Genomic DNA, 16,550 nt, shown 5'->3' with positions numbered 1-16,550 from the left:
AAAGTATAGCGAGGTTGTGTTTAATTTTTCAATAGTAAGAATAATAAAACTGTTTCATATTTAAACAAATCTTTATTAATTCATTTCCTTCAGCTTTCTCCAAAGGGTAGTGCGGTTCATGCCCAGCTTTTTCGCAACACTGGATTGATTGAACGCTTCTTCCTCCATGACTTTATCGATGACTTCCCTCTGGATTTCCTCAAGGGTTTTGCCTTTAATGTCGATCGAAGTTGAAGGCTGGGGTTCTTTTACCTGTGCTGCTACGTCAAGCTGTTTAATCACATCGTGAACATGCTTCTTTTCAATGTAGGGCCCCGGACTAAGAATGCACATCTGGTGTACAGTGGTTTTCAACTGTGTCAGGTTACCAGGCCAGTCATATTTAAATAAATACTGCTTTAGTTCTTCGCTGATCCCCACAATCTGTTTTCCAAGAACAGTGTTGGAAGAAACTATAAACCAGCGGATAAGGTCCTCCAAGTCTCCAATCCTCTCCTTCAAAGAAGGGATTTCGATAATAAAAGAGTTGAGGCATTTGTATAGTTCACTGCTGAATTCCCCTTGATCCACCAGGTCGCGAAGTGGCAGATAGTGACTGGAAATAACCCGCCACGACGCGTCACGACTTTCCTCAAGAAGACGGAGAAGTTTACGCTGATTTATCCGGGAGAGTTTCCCGATCTCACCGATATACAATGTTCCTGGGTTCTCGTTTTTCCTGACCCTCTCACGCCATTTTGAAAAAAAGTCCAACGTTTCTTCCTCGTCAAAAGCCTCGCAGTGCAGATGGACAAAAGGGCTGTCCTCTTTGCCTGCTTCATGATGAATCGCTTTTGCAATCGTCGTCTTCCCAGTGCCCGGAGCACCTTGGAGAAGGACGGGAAGCGTGGATTTACTGATCTTTTTGGCCAGCTCGATTACATGAAGCATCCGTTCCGAGTGTGTGACAAGCTGATTAAAGTAAACTCGGTCGTCACCCTCTCCCTTCTGCTCGACCTGCTCATTGCCTGCATAACTATCTTTCAGCGGTTGAAGTGACACAACCACCGCTGTTACCTCCTCTCCCGTTATAACCGGCTTGCGAGTCAGTTCAAAATACTTGTTTTCAATCTGGATTTCTTCTGTTGAGGCTTTCTTCAGCTTTACTGTTTCCATTACATCTAAATGTGGATGAATGGAACGGATGCTGGTTTTCAGCAGCGTGTTTTGGGGGTATTTAAGCTGCTCATAAAATGCACCTGTCACCGATTCAATGGTCCCTTTTGAGTTAGTGATGAAAACAGGTTTGTCAACGTACGGCATCACTTCAGCCAGCTTTTCTTTTTCACGCTCCTGGTAATAAAGAACATCTTCAGCCTCTTCAATGGCTTCTATACATGCCTCCTCCCCGCTGTTAATAAGAATGCCGTGCATCCCCCGTCTTGAAGCTTCCGTGGTGGAAATTACATCTCCTATTATCACCTGCACGCCGTCCCTGCCTGCGCAGTCGAGCTGATTCTGGATATCTCTATGAGAATCGATCTGATAGAATGTAAGATCAAAATCAAGCAGTTTTCCGATAGCATCGGCGCCCTGGATAACGTTAAAATAACTCATAATGCCGACTTTTCCTTTATATCCTCTCATCAGTGCGACGGTTCTCAGAATATCGTAACCTGTTATTTTCACATTAATTACCGGGATCGTGCAGCTTTTTCGAATCAGTTTTGCTGTGGCACCTCGACTAATAATGATATCAAAGCCTTCCGCTTCACCCTCAAGTGCTTTTTCTACTCCTTTCCCCAGGTTCCCAGTCCGAATCTCAAGCTCCTTTCCGTACTGTTGTCCCACCTTCCTAAACACATCCGCAAACCCTTTATATGGTGCAACGACTAATATTTTTTTCATAGACACCACCCTGCTTCATAATTGAACAAATAATATTATTATAATTTTCATAATACAACACATAATTAAAAATGAAAATGCTTACAAAAGTTGATTTCGTCTGTACCTGTTCATCTTAAAACAACAAAATGTTCCTGGAGCAGGTTTCCAGGGACATTTTGCTGACTTTGGGCTGCCATTTTATTGCTGCTGTAAAGAGAGTACTGCTTTCTCGCGACAAGTATATTTACGATTCGGACTCTTACCGGGGTATTCGAATTTACTCTTTAGTAAAGCCTGGAGAATGAAGACTGAATGCCAGGTCTGCTTCCAAATGGTTCTTCATGAGTTTCTCTGCCAGGTCTGCATCACCTTCATTGATCGCCTTATAAATCATCCTGTGTTCGTCAATTAAGTTCGGTCTATTATAGTAAACGACTTCTCTTCGAAAGAGATAGATGACCGAACTCATCCGCTCAATCATTGAGACCAGGACAGGGTTGCTGCTTGCATGTACGATCAATGTGTGAAAACGTTCATTCGCAGCCATCACTTCATCCCTGCTCCCGGTTGATGCAGTAACTACACATTCGTACAGCTGTTTTTTCCTGTTTTCATCCATGTAGAGGGCCGCACAGCGAACTGCATGGCACTCGAGGAGAACACGCACCTCAAACGTCTGCCGCAGTTCTTCTGAAGTTGGATTAATTACTTTCTTGGATTTTATCAGCCCTTCTTCTTCAAGTTTTCGAATCGCTTCCCTGACTGGTGTCCGACTCATCCTCAATTCTGTGGCAAGCCGGTCTTCTACAATTTTCTCACCTCCTGTTAAATTTCCGTTTAGTATTTTGTCCCGAATTGTCTCATAGGCATGCTGATATGCGCTTCTCTTAATTTTCTCCATATATATGGCTGCTGGTAGCCGTCCCACCTTTTCACTTTCACTTTTTTCTCCTTCATTATAATACGGGGATTAAATGTACTCAATCTTTTATCTTTTGTATACAATTCAGATTATTTTATGTACAATTCTTTTATAGTTAAATTGAAAACAAGGAGGCACGTATATTTATGAAACTCGGATTTATAGGTCTGGGAATTATGGGGCAGCCTATGGTCAAAAATCTTCTCGCAAATAATTTCTCCGTTACTGTAACGGATTTAAACCAGCAGGCTCTGACAAAGGCCGTTCAAGAAGGGGCAGTCGCTGCTTCGTCACCAAAGGAAGTCGCACAATTAAGCGATCTTATCTTTACGATGCTCCCAAATTCAGAGCATGTTAGAACAGTTGTAGCAGGCAAAAAAGGGATTATTGAAGGAGCAAGTGAAGGGAAAATTGTTGTCGACATGAGTTCCATCGATCCAACCGTATCTATTGAACTATCCTCTCTACTTGAGCCCACAGGTACTGATATGCTGGATGCTCCAGTAAGCGGAGGTGAACCGAAAGCGATTGACGGTTCGCTTTCTGTGATGGCAGGCGGCAAGCCTCACGTGTTTGAAAAAGTAAAGCCTGTCCTCGCCTGTATGGCTCATAATATCACTCTTGTAGGAGGACACGGTGCGGGGTCCACAGCCAAACTCGCCAATCAGATTATTGTAAACGCTAATATCGCTGCCGTGAGTGAAGCAGCAACACTTGCAAAAAAAGCGGGGATAGACCTGCACATCTTACATGAAGCCATTAGAGGGGGTCTAGCGGGTAGTGCTGTTCTGGACGCAAAGCTCCCCCTTATGGCTGAAAGAAACTTCAAACCAGGCGGTCGCATCGACATTAACGCAAAGGATTTACGGAACGTCCTGGCTGCAGGGGACCAGTATGAAACTCCTCTTCCGATCACAAATCAGGTGCTTTCAATGTTTGAGGAATTAATCAACGAGGGAAAGGCCGGAGATGACCATAGCGGTCTGATACAGTATTATGAAAATAAAGTGGCACAGGGAGGCGATTCCAAGTGAACGAAAAAACCGAAAATGTAAGCCTGCTATCCTCTCTTCCAAAAATTGATAAAGGGCGTTATGATCTGGAATGGAAACAAGCACACGAGAATTTCCGACATAAGATTCTGGTATTGGATGATGATCCAACTGGAGTGCAAACAGTTCATGGTGTTCCAGTCTATACGGACTGGACTTCCGAAACGATTGATCGTGCCTTTAAGGACGAGGCGCAGCTCGTGTTTATATTGACAAATTCACGATCCTTTTCTACTGAGAAAACAGCCTGTGTTCATAAAGAAATCGCAGAGAGAGTGGAAGTATCATCCCTTAACCACGATCAGCCGTATCTTCTCATCAGCCGTAGTGATTCCACTCTTCGGGGCCACTACCCCCTTGAAACAGAGACAATGAAAGAAAAGATAGAAGAATCTTCAGATTACCCCGTTGACGGGGAAATTATCATTCCTCACTTTGCCCAGGGAGGCAGATTCACCATAAATAATATCCACTATGTGAAGTCGGAGAATAAACTCATTCCTGTGGGAGAAACCGAATTTGCCCAGGATAAAACGTTCGGCTTTCAGTCGAGCCATCTAGGGGAATACATCGAGGAAAAAACGAAGGGAGAATTTCCAGCATCGAGCGTCACCTATATTTCCCTTGATCAACTCCGTCAGGGTCCGGTTGAACACATCACCGACCTTTTATGCAGCGTCAGCGATTTTAACAAGCTGGTAGTCAACGCTGTGGACGAAGAAGATGTGAAAGTCTTTACTCTTGCCATGCTGCATGCTTTGGAAAAAGAAAAGAAATTTCTGGTTCGAAGCGGTGCTACATTTACCAAATTAATCGCCAACATCTCTACCAAGCCATTACTAAGCAGGGACAGCCTAATTACAGAAGCTGAGAATCAGGGCGGGCTCGTGATGGTGGGGTCGCACGTAAACAAAACAACCGAACAGCTGAAGGAACTTCAAAAAGAAGAAGATCTTCATTTTATCGAATTTAATTGCCACCTTGTGTTTGAACGTGACGGTCTTCTTCAGGAAGCAGAAAAAGTGCGAAGAGAAGCAGAAGAAAAAGTACAACAAGGCATAACCACTGTCATTTATACTTCACGGGAGCTGATTGATGAAGACGGGGCTTCATCAGAAGAAAAACTGGCTATTTCTGTTGACATCGCAAACACTTTGACAGGAATAGTCCGTAACTTCTCAGTCAGGCCTGCTTTCCTAATTGCAAAAGGCGGAATCACCTCCAGTAATACCGGCACCAATGGTCTGAAAGTGAAAAGGGCTCTTGTGGCGGGTCAGATCGCACCTGGTGTACCTGTCTGGAAAACCGGTGAAGAAAGTACATTCCCTGGACTTCCATATGTTATCTTCCCGGGGAACGTTGGTGACCGGGAAACATTAAGGGAAGTTGTCAAGGAACTATGCTAAGTCATGGAGATTGTACTCGTTTGAAACATTTAATTACGAGCTCCCTATAGGCCCAAAGCTGGGCAGGACATGGCTTCCGGTGCGCTAGTGCCATCACAAAACATTTTCATAACGCCAAGGCCGCAGCAAAGTGCTGCGGCCTTGGCTGTATATCCACAGTTCTACTTAACCTGTGCGAGAGAAGATGGCACACATAGGGAAAGATATCGCCTTCCGAAGACATTGACCTTTCGGTCCTTCGAGGCTTTGGAAGAACTTCCAAAGGGAAAGCAGCTTCAGGTGGACTTTGGAGAGCAGAAAGTAAAACATTCCCGGTACAAATATGCAGAGAGGCAGGTCGCCCATTTACTACCAGAGATGTACTGCGAACCCATGAAAATGCCTTTCAGTACTTCGGCGGGATTACGGTAAGAGATTGTTTACGACCAGGATAAGCTAATGACCGTGAGTGAGAATGCAGGAGATATTGGAGGTTTTTCGTGGTAAGCTGTTCCGCAATCGTTGGTACATAGACTCGCAAAGAGTGGTACAAAAGTTTCAATGGTGGTAAGAAGTGAATGCTGTACTCACGAAATATTTTTCTTGCTCCGCGGTGCCCACCTTCTTCAGCCACCTTACTATGGTTTAAATCTGCAAGGGACTAAAACCACCTCAGCATTTTTGCTGAGGTGGTTTTAGTTGTGTAGGTCCAATAAAAAACATTGAGTTTGTCCGCTTTAGATAGAGAACGATCTCCGGGTGGCTTCAGACCATACCATATTACTACTCTCCCCAAAGCAGCCGTTCAAGTTCATTTGGATTGTCCTCCGCATATTGCTTGAGAAAAATCAGATTCATATATAAAGGAACAGACAGATCCTGCCGAGAAAGAAGCTTTTCCACTTCTTCCAGAAGGGCGGGCATATTCTCAATTGCATGCACCGTCCCTTCATAGACTTCTTTCTTTTGTGGCATCAGTTCATTGTATCTCTGGGATAACCGGGTGACACCAAGAAATTGCGGCTGGTTCCCCCGCAGTACCCACTTAAAGTACCCAAGGACAGTCGTATTCCAACCCGACCGAACCTGATCCATTTTAACCTTGTTTGATGGAAAGCTCTCCTCCCAAAGTTCTCTTTCCATCGCGTATGTAATGGTGGCCTTGAAATCTTCTCCGCGCCGATCCTTAAAATCACATGAACCACTGCCGGTAGGGGCGAGCAGTCCGTTACTGGAATTTGCCTTTCTGTTCTGGGTCCAAATGACAAGATAATGATCTGAAGTAAACCCAAGCGTTGAGATCCCAATCTGGTTGTTCATGACCGCATTGGTCGTATCCTGAATCACATCCTGGTCATTCTCCTTTTGCATTGGAAAAAGGGGTCGGGCATCTGCAATGAGCGTATTATCCTGGTTGGATCTTAACTGCTTTCCACAGACCCTGTTGGTAAGAAACGTATCGTAATACGATCCTTTATGACAGATTGCAACTGGGGTAGTACTCAGGTCACTGGAAAGGCAGAGCTTCTTCTCATTGAAAAAATACTTCCCCTGAAAGAGGGAGTTCCTGTATTCGTGACGCAGAAAAGGAAGCAGCGTCTCTTTATTTGCCACCAGGAACTGTTTCACTTTCTTTTCCATGTGCGGTTCGACCCTCAGTGTGAGATCCTCTTCCTGAAGGTACTTATTTAAGGGCTTGGAATACATAACAGCTTCCCTATCGCTTACCATCCTGTATTCGTACCCCAACTGCCTGTCTTTTGTACTCATTTTTAAATCTCTGAGGTTCACCTCTTCTTTTCGAACCTCTGCATATCCGAGTTTCATAAAACTCCTGAAAGTATCTACTAAGTTATAAAAATCCCATCCAACCTTACATAGGGAAAGGACGAAAATCCCCAGAATGGCAAAGTCAATTCCTTCTGTCCGAAAGCTGTTCAGCAGTGCTATGACCGAAAAAATGAAGATCAGTACATTTACAGCCACAATCATTGACTTCTTTGCCTGCAACTTTACAATGTAACTATAATAATCAATCGTATTTCTAATCACTTTTCTCCCCCATCCTCCCAGTACATTTATCTTATCAAATTTTCTTTTCCAAAATCCAGGAGGTGTTTAAGACTGTGAAAATTATCGAAATGAACGTAACCTCCAAAACCGGAAATTCCGATGACTGCGAAGATGGGATCGTTGTAACCGACGATTTCGCTGCAGTAATAGACGGGGCCACGAGCAAAAGCAGAAATATCATCCAAAACACCACAACCGGTAGACACGCAAGAAATATATTAATGGATGCTGTCCGAAGGCTCCCCCGGGATGCAGACTGCAAACTGACATTTGAAACCTTAAACCAGACGATCCTAAACAGCTACCAGTCTCTCCGTATTACAGACAGCATGCTCGCCAATCCAGCCGAGCGGTTTTCGGCTGCGATTGTCATTTACAGCAGGCACTATCACCAGGTCTGGTCACTAGGGGACAGTAAATTCCTGACTAGCAGTTACCTGCACGAAACCGAGACAGAAGCAGATCGGATTCTTGCCCGTACGAGGTCACTCTTTCTGGAATTGGAGATCCAATCAGGTAAAACCATTCAGGAATTAATGGAAAACGATACAGGCAGAGCGTACATCCTCCCTCTCCTGAAAAGAAAAATCAGTCTGCAAAACAGCCGGCTCTCTCCAAGGTTCGCCCATTTTATTCTGGATGGTTTTTTCGAGCAGCATGATGCCGTATTCGTCATGCAGTTAGATCATAAGGAGCCGTTCCTTGTATTAGCAAGCGACGGTTACCCTGCTCTTCACAGTTCCCTGTCTGATTCCGAGAAACACCTGCAACACCTCCTCCATGAGGATCCTTTATGCTTTAAAATATACCGGTCCACAAAAGGGCTCAAATCAGGAAACGTCTCCTTTGACGACAGGGCTTTTGTGAAAATTCAGCTTCACGAGGCCTGATTGAGACTTTGACAACTTTGGAACCTTCGGTTCCCAATCTCCAAACACAAAATGAATGAACATTCATTCATTAAATGCAAAGAAGGAGGTCGTAAATCACGACCTTATCCCTGTAATTACTTTATCTTATAGTAACCCACATACCAATCCGCAAACCGCTGCAATCCATCCTGAATAGATGTCTGCGGCTTGAAGCCAACGGCTTCATTGAGACGGTCAGTGGAAGCGTAGGTAGCAGGTACGTCTCCTGGCTTAATAGGTTCAAACTCCTTCTTAAACTCTACTTCTTTACCTGTGGCATTACTTAACGCCTTCTCAAGAGCACCAATGAAAGTCATCAGCTTTTCCGGGCTGTTGTTCCCGATGTTAAACACCTTATGTGGAACCTCTTCCTCCGGCGGGTTGGAGAGCAGGCGCTCGATTCCAATCACGATGTCGTCGATGTACGTGAAATCACGATACAGATCGTTCTCGAAGTCACCGTTGTTGTAGATCTTGATGGACTCTCCGTTAAAGTACTTTTCGGTAAAGCCGAAGTACGCCATATCCGGGCGTCCCATTGGTCCGTATACGGTAAAGAAGCGAAGACCTGTGGATGGAATGTTATAGAGATGGCTGTATGTATGGGCCATCAGCTCATTGGATTTCTTCGTTGATGCGTAAAGGGAAACCGGGTTGTCCACAAAGTCCGTCTCCTCAAACGGCACTTTTTTGTTGGCGCCGTAAACAGAACTGGAAGAAGCGTAAACAAGGTGATCCACCGGGTACGTGCGGCACGCTTCAATGATATTGTGGAACCCGACTACGTTACTCTGAATGTACACATCCGGGTTTTCGATGCTGTAGCGGACGCCGGCCTGGGCAGCCAGGTTAACGACGATGTCCGGTTTATGTTCTTCAAACACCGATGTTACTGCATCCTTATCAGCAATATCCCCTTTAACAAACGTAAACTTTTCAAAGGGCTCAAGCTTCTCTAGACGGATATGCTTCAGGTTCACATCGTAGTAGTCATTGACGTTATCCACGCCAATGACTTTACACCCCTGATCGAGAAGCTTCTTTGACAGGTAGTAGCCGATAAAGCCGGCTGCTCCCGTCACGAGGTACACTTTATCAGGATTTAACGGTTTGTAGCTCACGCTGCTTCGACTCCTTTTTGCTTACTCTTGCGGCAGATCGTCTGCCGACGGAATGATACTCCACTCCTGCTTCTTCCATTTCTTCAACGGCATAGATATTACGACCGTCGTACACGAGCGGTGTGCTCATGAGATCCTGGTACTGCTGAGGTACGAGAGCCTTGACTTCGCCCCACTCAGTAAAGACGAAACATACGTGTGCGTCCCGCAGTGCTTCCTCTGCAGAATTAGCATAGGTGATCGTCCCTTTACGATTCTCTCCTTCCGGAAATACCCGCTTAAAGTTTTCAGCACCAACCGGATCAAACGCAAAAATGTCTGCTCCCTGATCTAGAAGAAGCGGTACATTTTCAAGAGAGGGCGCTTCACGGAGGTCATCGGTTCCAGGTTTAAACGTTAAACCAAGGACAGCTACCTTCAGCCCGTTAAACGTAATCAACCGCTTGCTCGCTTTCTTGTAGAGCATCGTTTTCTGATCATTGTTCACGTCGATTGCAGACTTCACTGTACGAAGATCGTACCCCTTCTGCTGAGCAAGAAATTCAAGCGCCTTAGTATCTTTCGGAAAGCAGGATCCTCCGTACCCAATACCGGCATTCAGAAACTTCTCCCCGATCCGGCTGTCAAAGCTCATTCCGCGAGCCACGTCCTGCACGTCTGCTCCTGCAAGCTCACACAGATTGGCAATATCGTTCATATAGGAGATTTTCAAAGCAAGGAAATCGTTGGACGCATACTTAATCATCTCTGCAGATCGGCGGTTAACCGACACAATAGGCAGCCTGAACGGTTCGTAAATGTTCATCAGGAGTTCTTCTGCCCATTCGCTCTCCGTCCCGATGATAATCCTCTCTGCTTCCAGCGTATCCTTCACAGCAGAACCCTGGGCGAGAAACTCAGGATTAGATGCCACTTCCACTCTCACATCATTAACGAGAAAGTCTTCAATAAACTGTTCCACCTTATCGTTTGTTCCTACCGGTACGGTTGATTTCACAACTACCAGGCAGTCGTTCTCTACAGATTCTGCAATCTGTCTTGCCACGGTGGCAATGTAGGAAAGATTAGCCGATCCATCCAGCTGCTCAGGCGTTCCCACTCCAATAAAAATAGCATCCGCGTTCTTGTAGGCGGATGCATAGTCTGTTGTGTAATCGATTCTACCGGCAGCATAGTTATTCTGCATCAGTTCCTGCAAACCATCCTCATAGATCGGAGAAACCCCTGACTTCATCAACTCTACCTTAGCTTCATCAATATCTACACATGTTACATTATGGCCTTTTTCTGCAAACGTTGCACCGGCTACGAGGCCAACGTAACCCGTTCCTGCGACAGCAATTCTTAACATATTCTGCTACCCCTTTCTAACTCAATTTATTCTTTATCTACCTTTATTAGACTAAAACTACCAACTTCGACAAAATCCGGATAGTGACAGTCCGCGATCGCTAAGGTCCCCTTTGAATCTCGGATGACCAGTGACTAATATTTTCATTGACAAGTAATTCCCCCATTTTCTTTGCATCAACAGACTACTCCAGCAGGATTTCCAAAACATATAGCAACTTAAAAAGCTTATATATCGAGTTTTGTTATGTTGTCTATAAATTTCATTACATACAGATCAATATCTTTAGCAAATGTCCTTTGTCTAGATTGTAATAATCTTAAATGGATATATTCTAAACAGAAGATATAGATTATAGTTTGATCATCGAGGTTAAAATAAGACAATAATTCGTCATTAATTTGCCCACGAAGAAATATCTCTTTTAACATAGTATTTCGTTGATTTATTATAATCTCATCTTTCGAGTTATATAAAAAGTATAAAGTATCAAAAGACGGGGTTCGATATTCACTATATTCCCAATCAATTAAAATAAGGTTGCCCTCATGTTCAATCAAATTATTACTTTTTAAATCGCCATGTGTTAATGTGAGTGGTATTGATATATTATTTAATTCTCTATTTAAATCTAAGGTGTTATAAATTTTTGATACGAAAGTTTTTATTTTATTTTTTTGTAGATCAGTTATGATATAGTCTGCGTTTTCGTTTACTAATTCTAAGATAGCATGGTACCGCCTATTATAATAATTTGGTGCAAATGCTTTCTGTATATTAGATTTCAAAACTAAATTTAAAAGTAAATCTTCAAATTCATTTTCTATTTTATCATTTTTATTAATTAATGGGTGATAGCCGTTATAAAGTTTCTCTTTAGTAATTTTCCTCTCCTCGTCCCATTCTATCACTTTTGGACACATTTCATTAGCATTACTTATTTCAAGTTGCCTGTTCAAAAAAAAGATAAAATCACCTGCATATAATGTATAAACATGATTTTCTTTCAGATTAAATATTTTGTAATTTTCTCCACTAACCACCATTGCTATATGACCATTTATAGGTAATTTGATGTTATTTATATTTTTAATTTTGTTAAAAATTAAAAATGAAAACACTTTTATTAACCTTTTAGATTTTTGTAGAACACTTCTCCCCATAAATGGTTTCGACTGAAACAACAATAAAATAAGTACTTTTATCATTGAAATATTTGAATTTATATATAGATTACTATTAACTTTTACATATTTATGCAAATTTACCACCCTTAATACTTTTATCATAATTGATTTTTAAGTATTGTGGCATTCAATTAGTCCACAGTACCTTGGGTTCCCGAACATTATATCGATATAAGTAGGAATTGCATTATAAAATGCTACTGTATCAAATAATGTTCAAAATCAATGTTTGAATTTTCATTGTTAAAATTACCTGATGTAACAAGAGAATAGCTTTATATTAACAATTCGTTACAAATCCTAGCAACTCAGGAATTTACTAAAGTGGATTTTAATTTTACTGAATAGAGCCATGCAACTGAGCCATGGTAGGCCAAAAAAGAGAGCATAGTAATGATATAAGGGCTGCTATGGAAGACTGCGAATCTGCTTGCGATTTATATTAAACGCCCACTACTTAGTGACTCTTGAAGGTTCCGAGGTCCCAGCTAAGGCTTTTCTTGTTGTAATACTTTAGCAGAAGCCTGAAAAATACTATTCAGGCTCTCTGCGATGAGAATACAAACACGTACTTCATTCAGTTAATGTTGACGAGCTCTTGATTTAAATATAAGTATGTTTTAGAAGTTATGATATAAGTGGATCAGTTTTTGTCCTGCTAAGCTCAGTTTCTACTCGATGGAAATACTTATTTACCGCTGATTTAACTTATCATTTCTTTTACTAATACTTATTACTATCAACATTAGTAATGTATTAAAAACCGCTCCTGACAATCCGAATAAAGCAACAGCTACTAAATCACTTGAAAAGAAATAATATCCAACTACTATAGCTATTGTTCTTATTATTAAAACAAAAACAGTGTATATCAAATGAAAAGCTTGCGCATTTAAAACAGGTAATGCTCTAATACCCGGTTTATTTAAAAAGGAGAAGAATCCAGCTAAAGCAAGCCACCTTGCATATTCTCCTGCCATCCCCCAGTCTGAACCAAATACAAAACTGAATAACCAAGGACCAAATAAAATAATGACTCCATATGGTATAATTCCTAACATTCCAAGGCCAATAGTCGCCTTTTTGATTAAAAGTGTAAGGTTCTCTTTATTTTTTGATGCTTCGGCTATACGCGGGTAAAATACATCCCCTACTGATTTACCAATCAAAGCTGAAGGTACACTTATAACTGACCTGCAAATTGTGTAAAAACCCGCAGAAGCAGGTCCAAAAAAAAGGGTTAACATTAATATTGGAAGGCTTTGAGATGCTTCATTTAGTAGAACTTGGGGAGCTCTAAACAACGGGAAGTCTCTATGTTTCTTAAATAACTCAGCTATTGAAATCTGATTATCATCTGTCTCATTTCTAGTTGGATAATTTGCCTTTTTTACATATGCTATCATCATTAAAGCTTTAACTCCACTACCGATAGCTGTTATGATTATCAGTACTGTGGCAACTGGATGCAATAGACCAATCCCAACTTTACTTCCATTAACTAATATTGCATGGTAAAACTTAACTTTAGCCGTAATCCTAAATTGTTTTGTACGTATAAGCCATTGTTCTGTAACTTGTAGGAAGCCTGCAAACAGTATAACTAGAGGAACTAAATACAAAAAGGGTGCAATATTATTTAATTGAAAAAGATTTACAATCAAATGATTAAAAAAGAGCAAGATAAGCCCCACAACTAACGCAATTACCGTAGTTATATACAAGGAAAGTCGAATTAACCCCTTAGCTACAATATCACTTTTTGGTAATACAATAGCGATAGGATAAGTTAGCGCTGCTATTGGGCCAACCAACGCCACTATTGCTATAAATACTCCCATTAAGCCATACGCTTCAGGTCCATACATACGAGTAATAATTGGCTGTAAAAACAAATTAACAAATTGAGCAGCAACTGTCCCAGTAGCCATGACTATTACATTTCGAACAAACGGCTTTTTAGAAATTTTTTTGATTTTACTTTTCATTTCTTTAATACTCCTTAACATTCATATCTCACTTAACATCAGTAATTCATATCTTTGTAGTTATGATGAGTATCGCAGAAAAAATGAGCCACCGTTTGCGCTCTTCAGAGCTACTTTTTTTGCGGAAGGCAAGCCATGACAAGGATCATATTAAATTAGGTGACCATAATTAAAATTGAAACTCCCTCATCCGTCATCATTAACTTTACATTTATTGTGTGTATTGGAATGTTTGATGATGAGATAAAATCGAGATTTCCATTAAATAGTAGCGCGGAAATCGATTCTAAGTATCTGCTAGAGTGCCCTTATCCCTTCCAGCATCTACAAAGCAACGAGAGTTAATGTCCATGACATGCAGCTTCGCTGTGACTTAGACTAAAACTCATATATGAATACTTTAAAGCCTGGTTTTTGTGATCAGCAATTGTTGGGTCAAAACTTCGCTACGTGGCTCATTTTCATTTACAGTAGTTAGATGAGCTATCCGAACTTTAATTACTTCTTGTCTAATTTGTTAAAAGGAGTGCCTCTGTAAACCCTTATTGTGAAAAGAGGAATACTAGCTTTTGATTTTCGTTCTAACTGAACGCTTAATAGTCTCTAATTTCGAATAACTCAGTCCAGAAAGCACAAATAAGACAAATATATAATTCCTTACCTGAATTGGATCATAATATAATGATCTAACCATATACTTTAGACTTTTTTTACGGTTTTCTGTCTTCCAATAGCCTTTACCAGTCCCCATACAAAGCCTCGAATAAACATTACGTCTGTATTTAGCCAAATAAGGAAATTTATCAAAACTCTTCAAGATAAACGGTTCATTTAAATCAAAAATATTATCAGCATTAACTGTATTACTCATACTTTTTTCATTTACTCTTCTTTTCACTAGAGGTTTTGTAAAATGAAATACTTTAAACTCATGAGCCATTAACATCAAAAAAAAGTGATCTTCTCTCAATGGTAATTTCTCATCAAATCCCCCTACACTAATAACCGATTCCTTTCTTGCAGTTATTGTTGGGGTATTCATAGTTATTTGTCCCAAAAATAACTTTTTTACTAATTGTTCTCTATCAATTGGCACTTTATTTGAATGAATATATAAACATACACCTTCCTCATTCATCACCGTAACATTTGAAAAAACCAAATGAACATCTCTATTTTTTTCTAAAAATTGAATTTGTTCAGAGAGTTTTTCCTTTTCCCATAGATCATCAGAATCTAAAAAAGCAATATATTCACCGTTAGCTTTTTTTAGTCCAAGGTTTCTTGCGGCAGATGGGCCCTTATTTTTTTGGTAATAATACATGACTTTATTTGTATAGTTTTCAACAATACTTTTCGTGTTATCTGTAGAGCCATCGTCTACTACAATTACTTCAATGTTTGGATATGATTGATCAAAAATACTTCCCAATGTCTCATGTATCCACCTTTCACTATTGAAACATGGAACGATGACTGAAACTAAAGGTTTTTTTTCCACAGTGATGCCCCCTAAGAACATTTCAAAAACTTTGATCTATTATTATTTTTGCTATTATTACCCTCAATTATTGAATAAGAATTCGTAAGGGATATAATGACCTGAAGGGTTCTGAATGGTTGCTATCAAATTAGAGAGGTAAATAATACTAAAAACAAAAAACACTAGAATTTTTAAGTACTTATTTTTAATGACACTGATCATCATGGCGATCAAAATAATTTCTACAATCTTAAACGGTAACGACAACCTTCTGGCGAAAATTTGATACTCAGTAAAGAAAAAATAAATCCCGGAATTTATCATATATGACCAAATAAACACTTTAGAACTTTGGTACTTTAATAGAATCTTATCTATAAAAATAAATATTAATACAATAAAAAATATTCTCTCCAAATATCCCGCATTAAGAAATAAGGATGTTCCAACATGTCTACTCTCGCTGTATCTTATAAAATCCTCCACTAGAAATAAAGTATCAAACGACTCTAATAAAGGAAGAATAAATCTTATCACATCAATATAACCTAAAATAATTGATAGCGTTGTAATAGCAATCATCTTTACTTTATTAATATTTAAAGGATATATGAAATAAATAATTATAAATATAAACGATGTAGAATGAAAGAGACTGGCTATTAAAACCCAAAAAAGAAATTTCCCAAATTCTCGTTTTTCCACATGCTGAAAAGCCATTGTTAAGATAGAAACAGCAACAGCTTGTCGCATTTGCCCTGTAACTCCGCCTATAAAATAAATGGCTACGTACAAATAAAGTGAATATATTTTGTAGGGTGAATAGATCCAAATAAATCTACTAATACAAACAATTGTGATAATAGTCACTATTGTAAGTAGGACATGATAATTACCGGTTAACAACAATATGATTTGATTCAACACAATATATCCAGGTTCGATACTTTCACCAAAGTAACTTCTGTTATTTATGCTAAAAAAAATTCGTTCATACGAGCTGTAATCAAATCCAGTATTATATCTTAGACCAGCAAATAGCGAGAGAAAAATCAAGTAATAAAAAAAAAGTAACATTTGGATATTTCGATTATGAAAATCTTTAGTTAAATCCATAAATGCAAATAAAAACAATGGGGCAATTAAAATTAAGTAAGGAATCATATCTACACCACTTTAATTAAATTAATACTGGACGTTACAAAACC

12 protein-coding genes are annotated in these 16,550 nt (G+C 40.2%); 3 read left to right on the top strand and 9 right to left on the bottom strand.

Features of this window, described 5'->3' with window-relative positions; genetic code table 11:
* Nucleotides 1-75: 75 nt before the first annotated feature.
* On the bottom strand, nucleotides 76-1,887 hold the full coding sequence (locus tag FGB90_RS08585; protein WP_138810412.1) for a sigma-54-dependent Fis family transcriptional regulator: 1,812 nt from the start codon (nucleotides 1,885-1,887) through the stop codon (nucleotides 76-78).
* Nucleotides 1,888-2,146: 259 nt separating this feature from the next.
* On the bottom strand, nucleotides 2,147-2,770 hold the full coding sequence (locus tag FGB90_RS08580; protein WP_138810411.1) for a GntR family transcriptional regulator: 624 nt from the start codon (nucleotides 2,768-2,770) through the stop codon (nucleotides 2,147-2,149).
* 167 nt (nucleotides 2,771-2,937) lie between these two features.
* On the opposite strand from FGB90_RS08580, the gene garR reads away from it, so the two are divergent.
* Nucleotides 2,938-3,825, top strand: a complete 888-nt coding sequence (garR, locus tag FGB90_RS08575; RefSeq protein WP_138810410.1) for a 2-hydroxy-3-oxopropionate reductase — start codon at nucleotides 2,938-2,940, stop codon at nucleotides 3,823-3,825.
* On the top strand, nucleotides 3,822-5,249 hold the full coding sequence (locus FGB90_RS08570; RefSeq protein WP_138810409.1) for a four-carbon acid sugar kinase family protein: 1,428 nt from the start codon (nucleotides 3,822-3,824) through the stop codon (nucleotides 5,247-5,249). The genes garR and FGB90_RS08570 overlap by 4 nt, the downstream gene beginning before the upstream one ends.
* A 762-nt stretch (nucleotides 5,250-6,011) precedes the next feature.
* Here FGB90_RS08570 and FGB90_RS08560 read toward each other — a convergent pair.
* Nucleotides 6,012-7,280, bottom strand: a complete 1,269-nt coding sequence (locus FGB90_RS08560; protein WP_138810408.1) for a hypothetical protein — start codon at nucleotides 7,278-7,280, stop codon at nucleotides 6,012-6,014.
* Between the two features lie 74 nt (nucleotides 7,281-7,354).
* Here FGB90_RS08560 and FGB90_RS08555 point away from each other — a divergent pair, with 74 nt between their 5' ends.
* Nucleotides 7,355-8,191, top strand: coding sequence for a hypothetical protein (locus tag FGB90_RS08555; RefSeq protein ID WP_138810407.1), 837 nt, complete (start codon nucleotides 7,355-7,357; stop codon nucleotides 8,189-8,191).
* Between the two features lie 116 nt (nucleotides 8,192-8,307).
* On the opposite strand, the gene FGB90_RS08550 is transcribed toward FGB90_RS08555, so the two are convergent.
* The 6 genes from FGB90_RS08550 to FGB90_RS08525 form a co-directional block, all read right to left on the bottom strand.
* The gene (locus FGB90_RS08550; RefSeq protein ID WP_138810406.1) at nucleotides 8,308-9,333 is read right to left on the bottom strand and encodes an SDR family NAD(P)-dependent oxidoreductase; all 1,026 of its coding nucleotides are present in this window, start codon (nucleotides 9,331-9,333) and stop codon (nucleotides 8,308-8,310) included.
* Complete coding sequence (locus tag FGB90_RS08545) at nucleotides 9,308-10,684, bottom strand: UDP-glucose dehydrogenase family protein (RefSeq protein ID WP_138810405.1); 1,377 nt, start codon at nucleotides 10,682-10,684, stop codon at nucleotides 9,308-9,310. Before FGB90_RS08545 ends, FGB90_RS08550 begins: the two co-directional genes overlap by 26 nt.
* Nucleotides 10,685-10,911: 227 nt before the next feature.
* Nucleotides 10,912-11,946, bottom strand: a complete 1,035-nt coding sequence (locus FGB90_RS08540) for a phosphotransferase (protein ID WP_171051759.1) — start codon at nucleotides 11,944-11,946, stop codon at nucleotides 10,912-10,914.
* Nucleotides 11,947-12,563: 617 nt separating this feature from the next.
* Nucleotides 12,564-13,859 carry a lipopolysaccharide biosynthesis protein gene (locus FGB90_RS08535; RefSeq protein ID WP_138810403.1) on the bottom strand — a complete coding sequence of 432 codons (1,296 nt, stop codon included), beginning with the start codon at nucleotides 13,857-13,859 and terminating at the stop codon, nucleotides 12,564-12,566.
* 562 nt (nucleotides 13,860-14,421) lie between these two features.
* Nucleotides 14,422-15,360, bottom strand: a complete 939-nt coding sequence (locus FGB90_RS08530) for a glycosyltransferase family 2 protein (RefSeq protein ID WP_171051758.1) — start codon at nucleotides 15,358-15,360, stop codon at nucleotides 14,422-14,424.
* 63 nt (nucleotides 15,361-15,423) lie between these two features.
* Entirely contained in the window at nucleotides 15,424-16,506 is a 1,083-nt protein-coding gene (locus FGB90_RS08525; protein ID WP_138810401.1) for an EpsG family protein, read from the bottom strand.
* Nucleotides 16,507-16,550: the final 44 nt, after the last annotated feature.

The sequence above is a fragment of the Alteribacter natronophilus genome, from assembly GCF_006007885.1.
Lineage (GTDB): Bacteria > Bacillota > Bacilli > Bacillales > Salisediminibacteriaceae > Alteribacter > Alteribacter natronophilus.
This window is presented reverse-complemented; position numbering and strand designations above follow the sequence as displayed.

What these genes read in the sequence shown, in the direction of transcription:
- FGB90_RS08585 (WP_138810412.1), bottom strand. Translation starts at nt 1,887, where the DNA reads ATGAAAAAAATATTAGTCGTTGCACCATATAAAGGGTTTGCGGATGTG.
- garR (WP_138810410.1), top strand. Translation starts at nt 2,938, where the DNA reads ATGAAACTCGGATTTATAGGTCTGGGAATTATGGGGCAGCCTATGGTC.
- FGB90_RS08525 (WP_138810401.1), bottom strand. Translation starts at nt 16,506, where the DNA reads ATGATTCCTTACTTAATTTTAATTGCCCCATTGTTTTTATTTGCATTT.
- FGB90_RS08580 (WP_138810411.1), bottom strand. Translation starts at nt 2,770, where the DNA reads ATGGAGAAAATTAAGAGAAGCGCATATCAGCATGCCTATGAGACAATT.
- FGB90_RS08545 (WP_138810405.1), bottom strand. Translation starts at nt 10,684, where the DNA reads ATGTTAAGAATTGCTGTCGCAGGAACGGGTTACGTTGGCCTCGTAGCC.
- FGB90_RS08535 (WP_138810403.1), bottom strand. Translation starts at nt 13,859, where the DNA reads ATGAAAAGTAAAATCAAAAAAATTTCTAAAAAGCCGTTTGTTCGAAAT.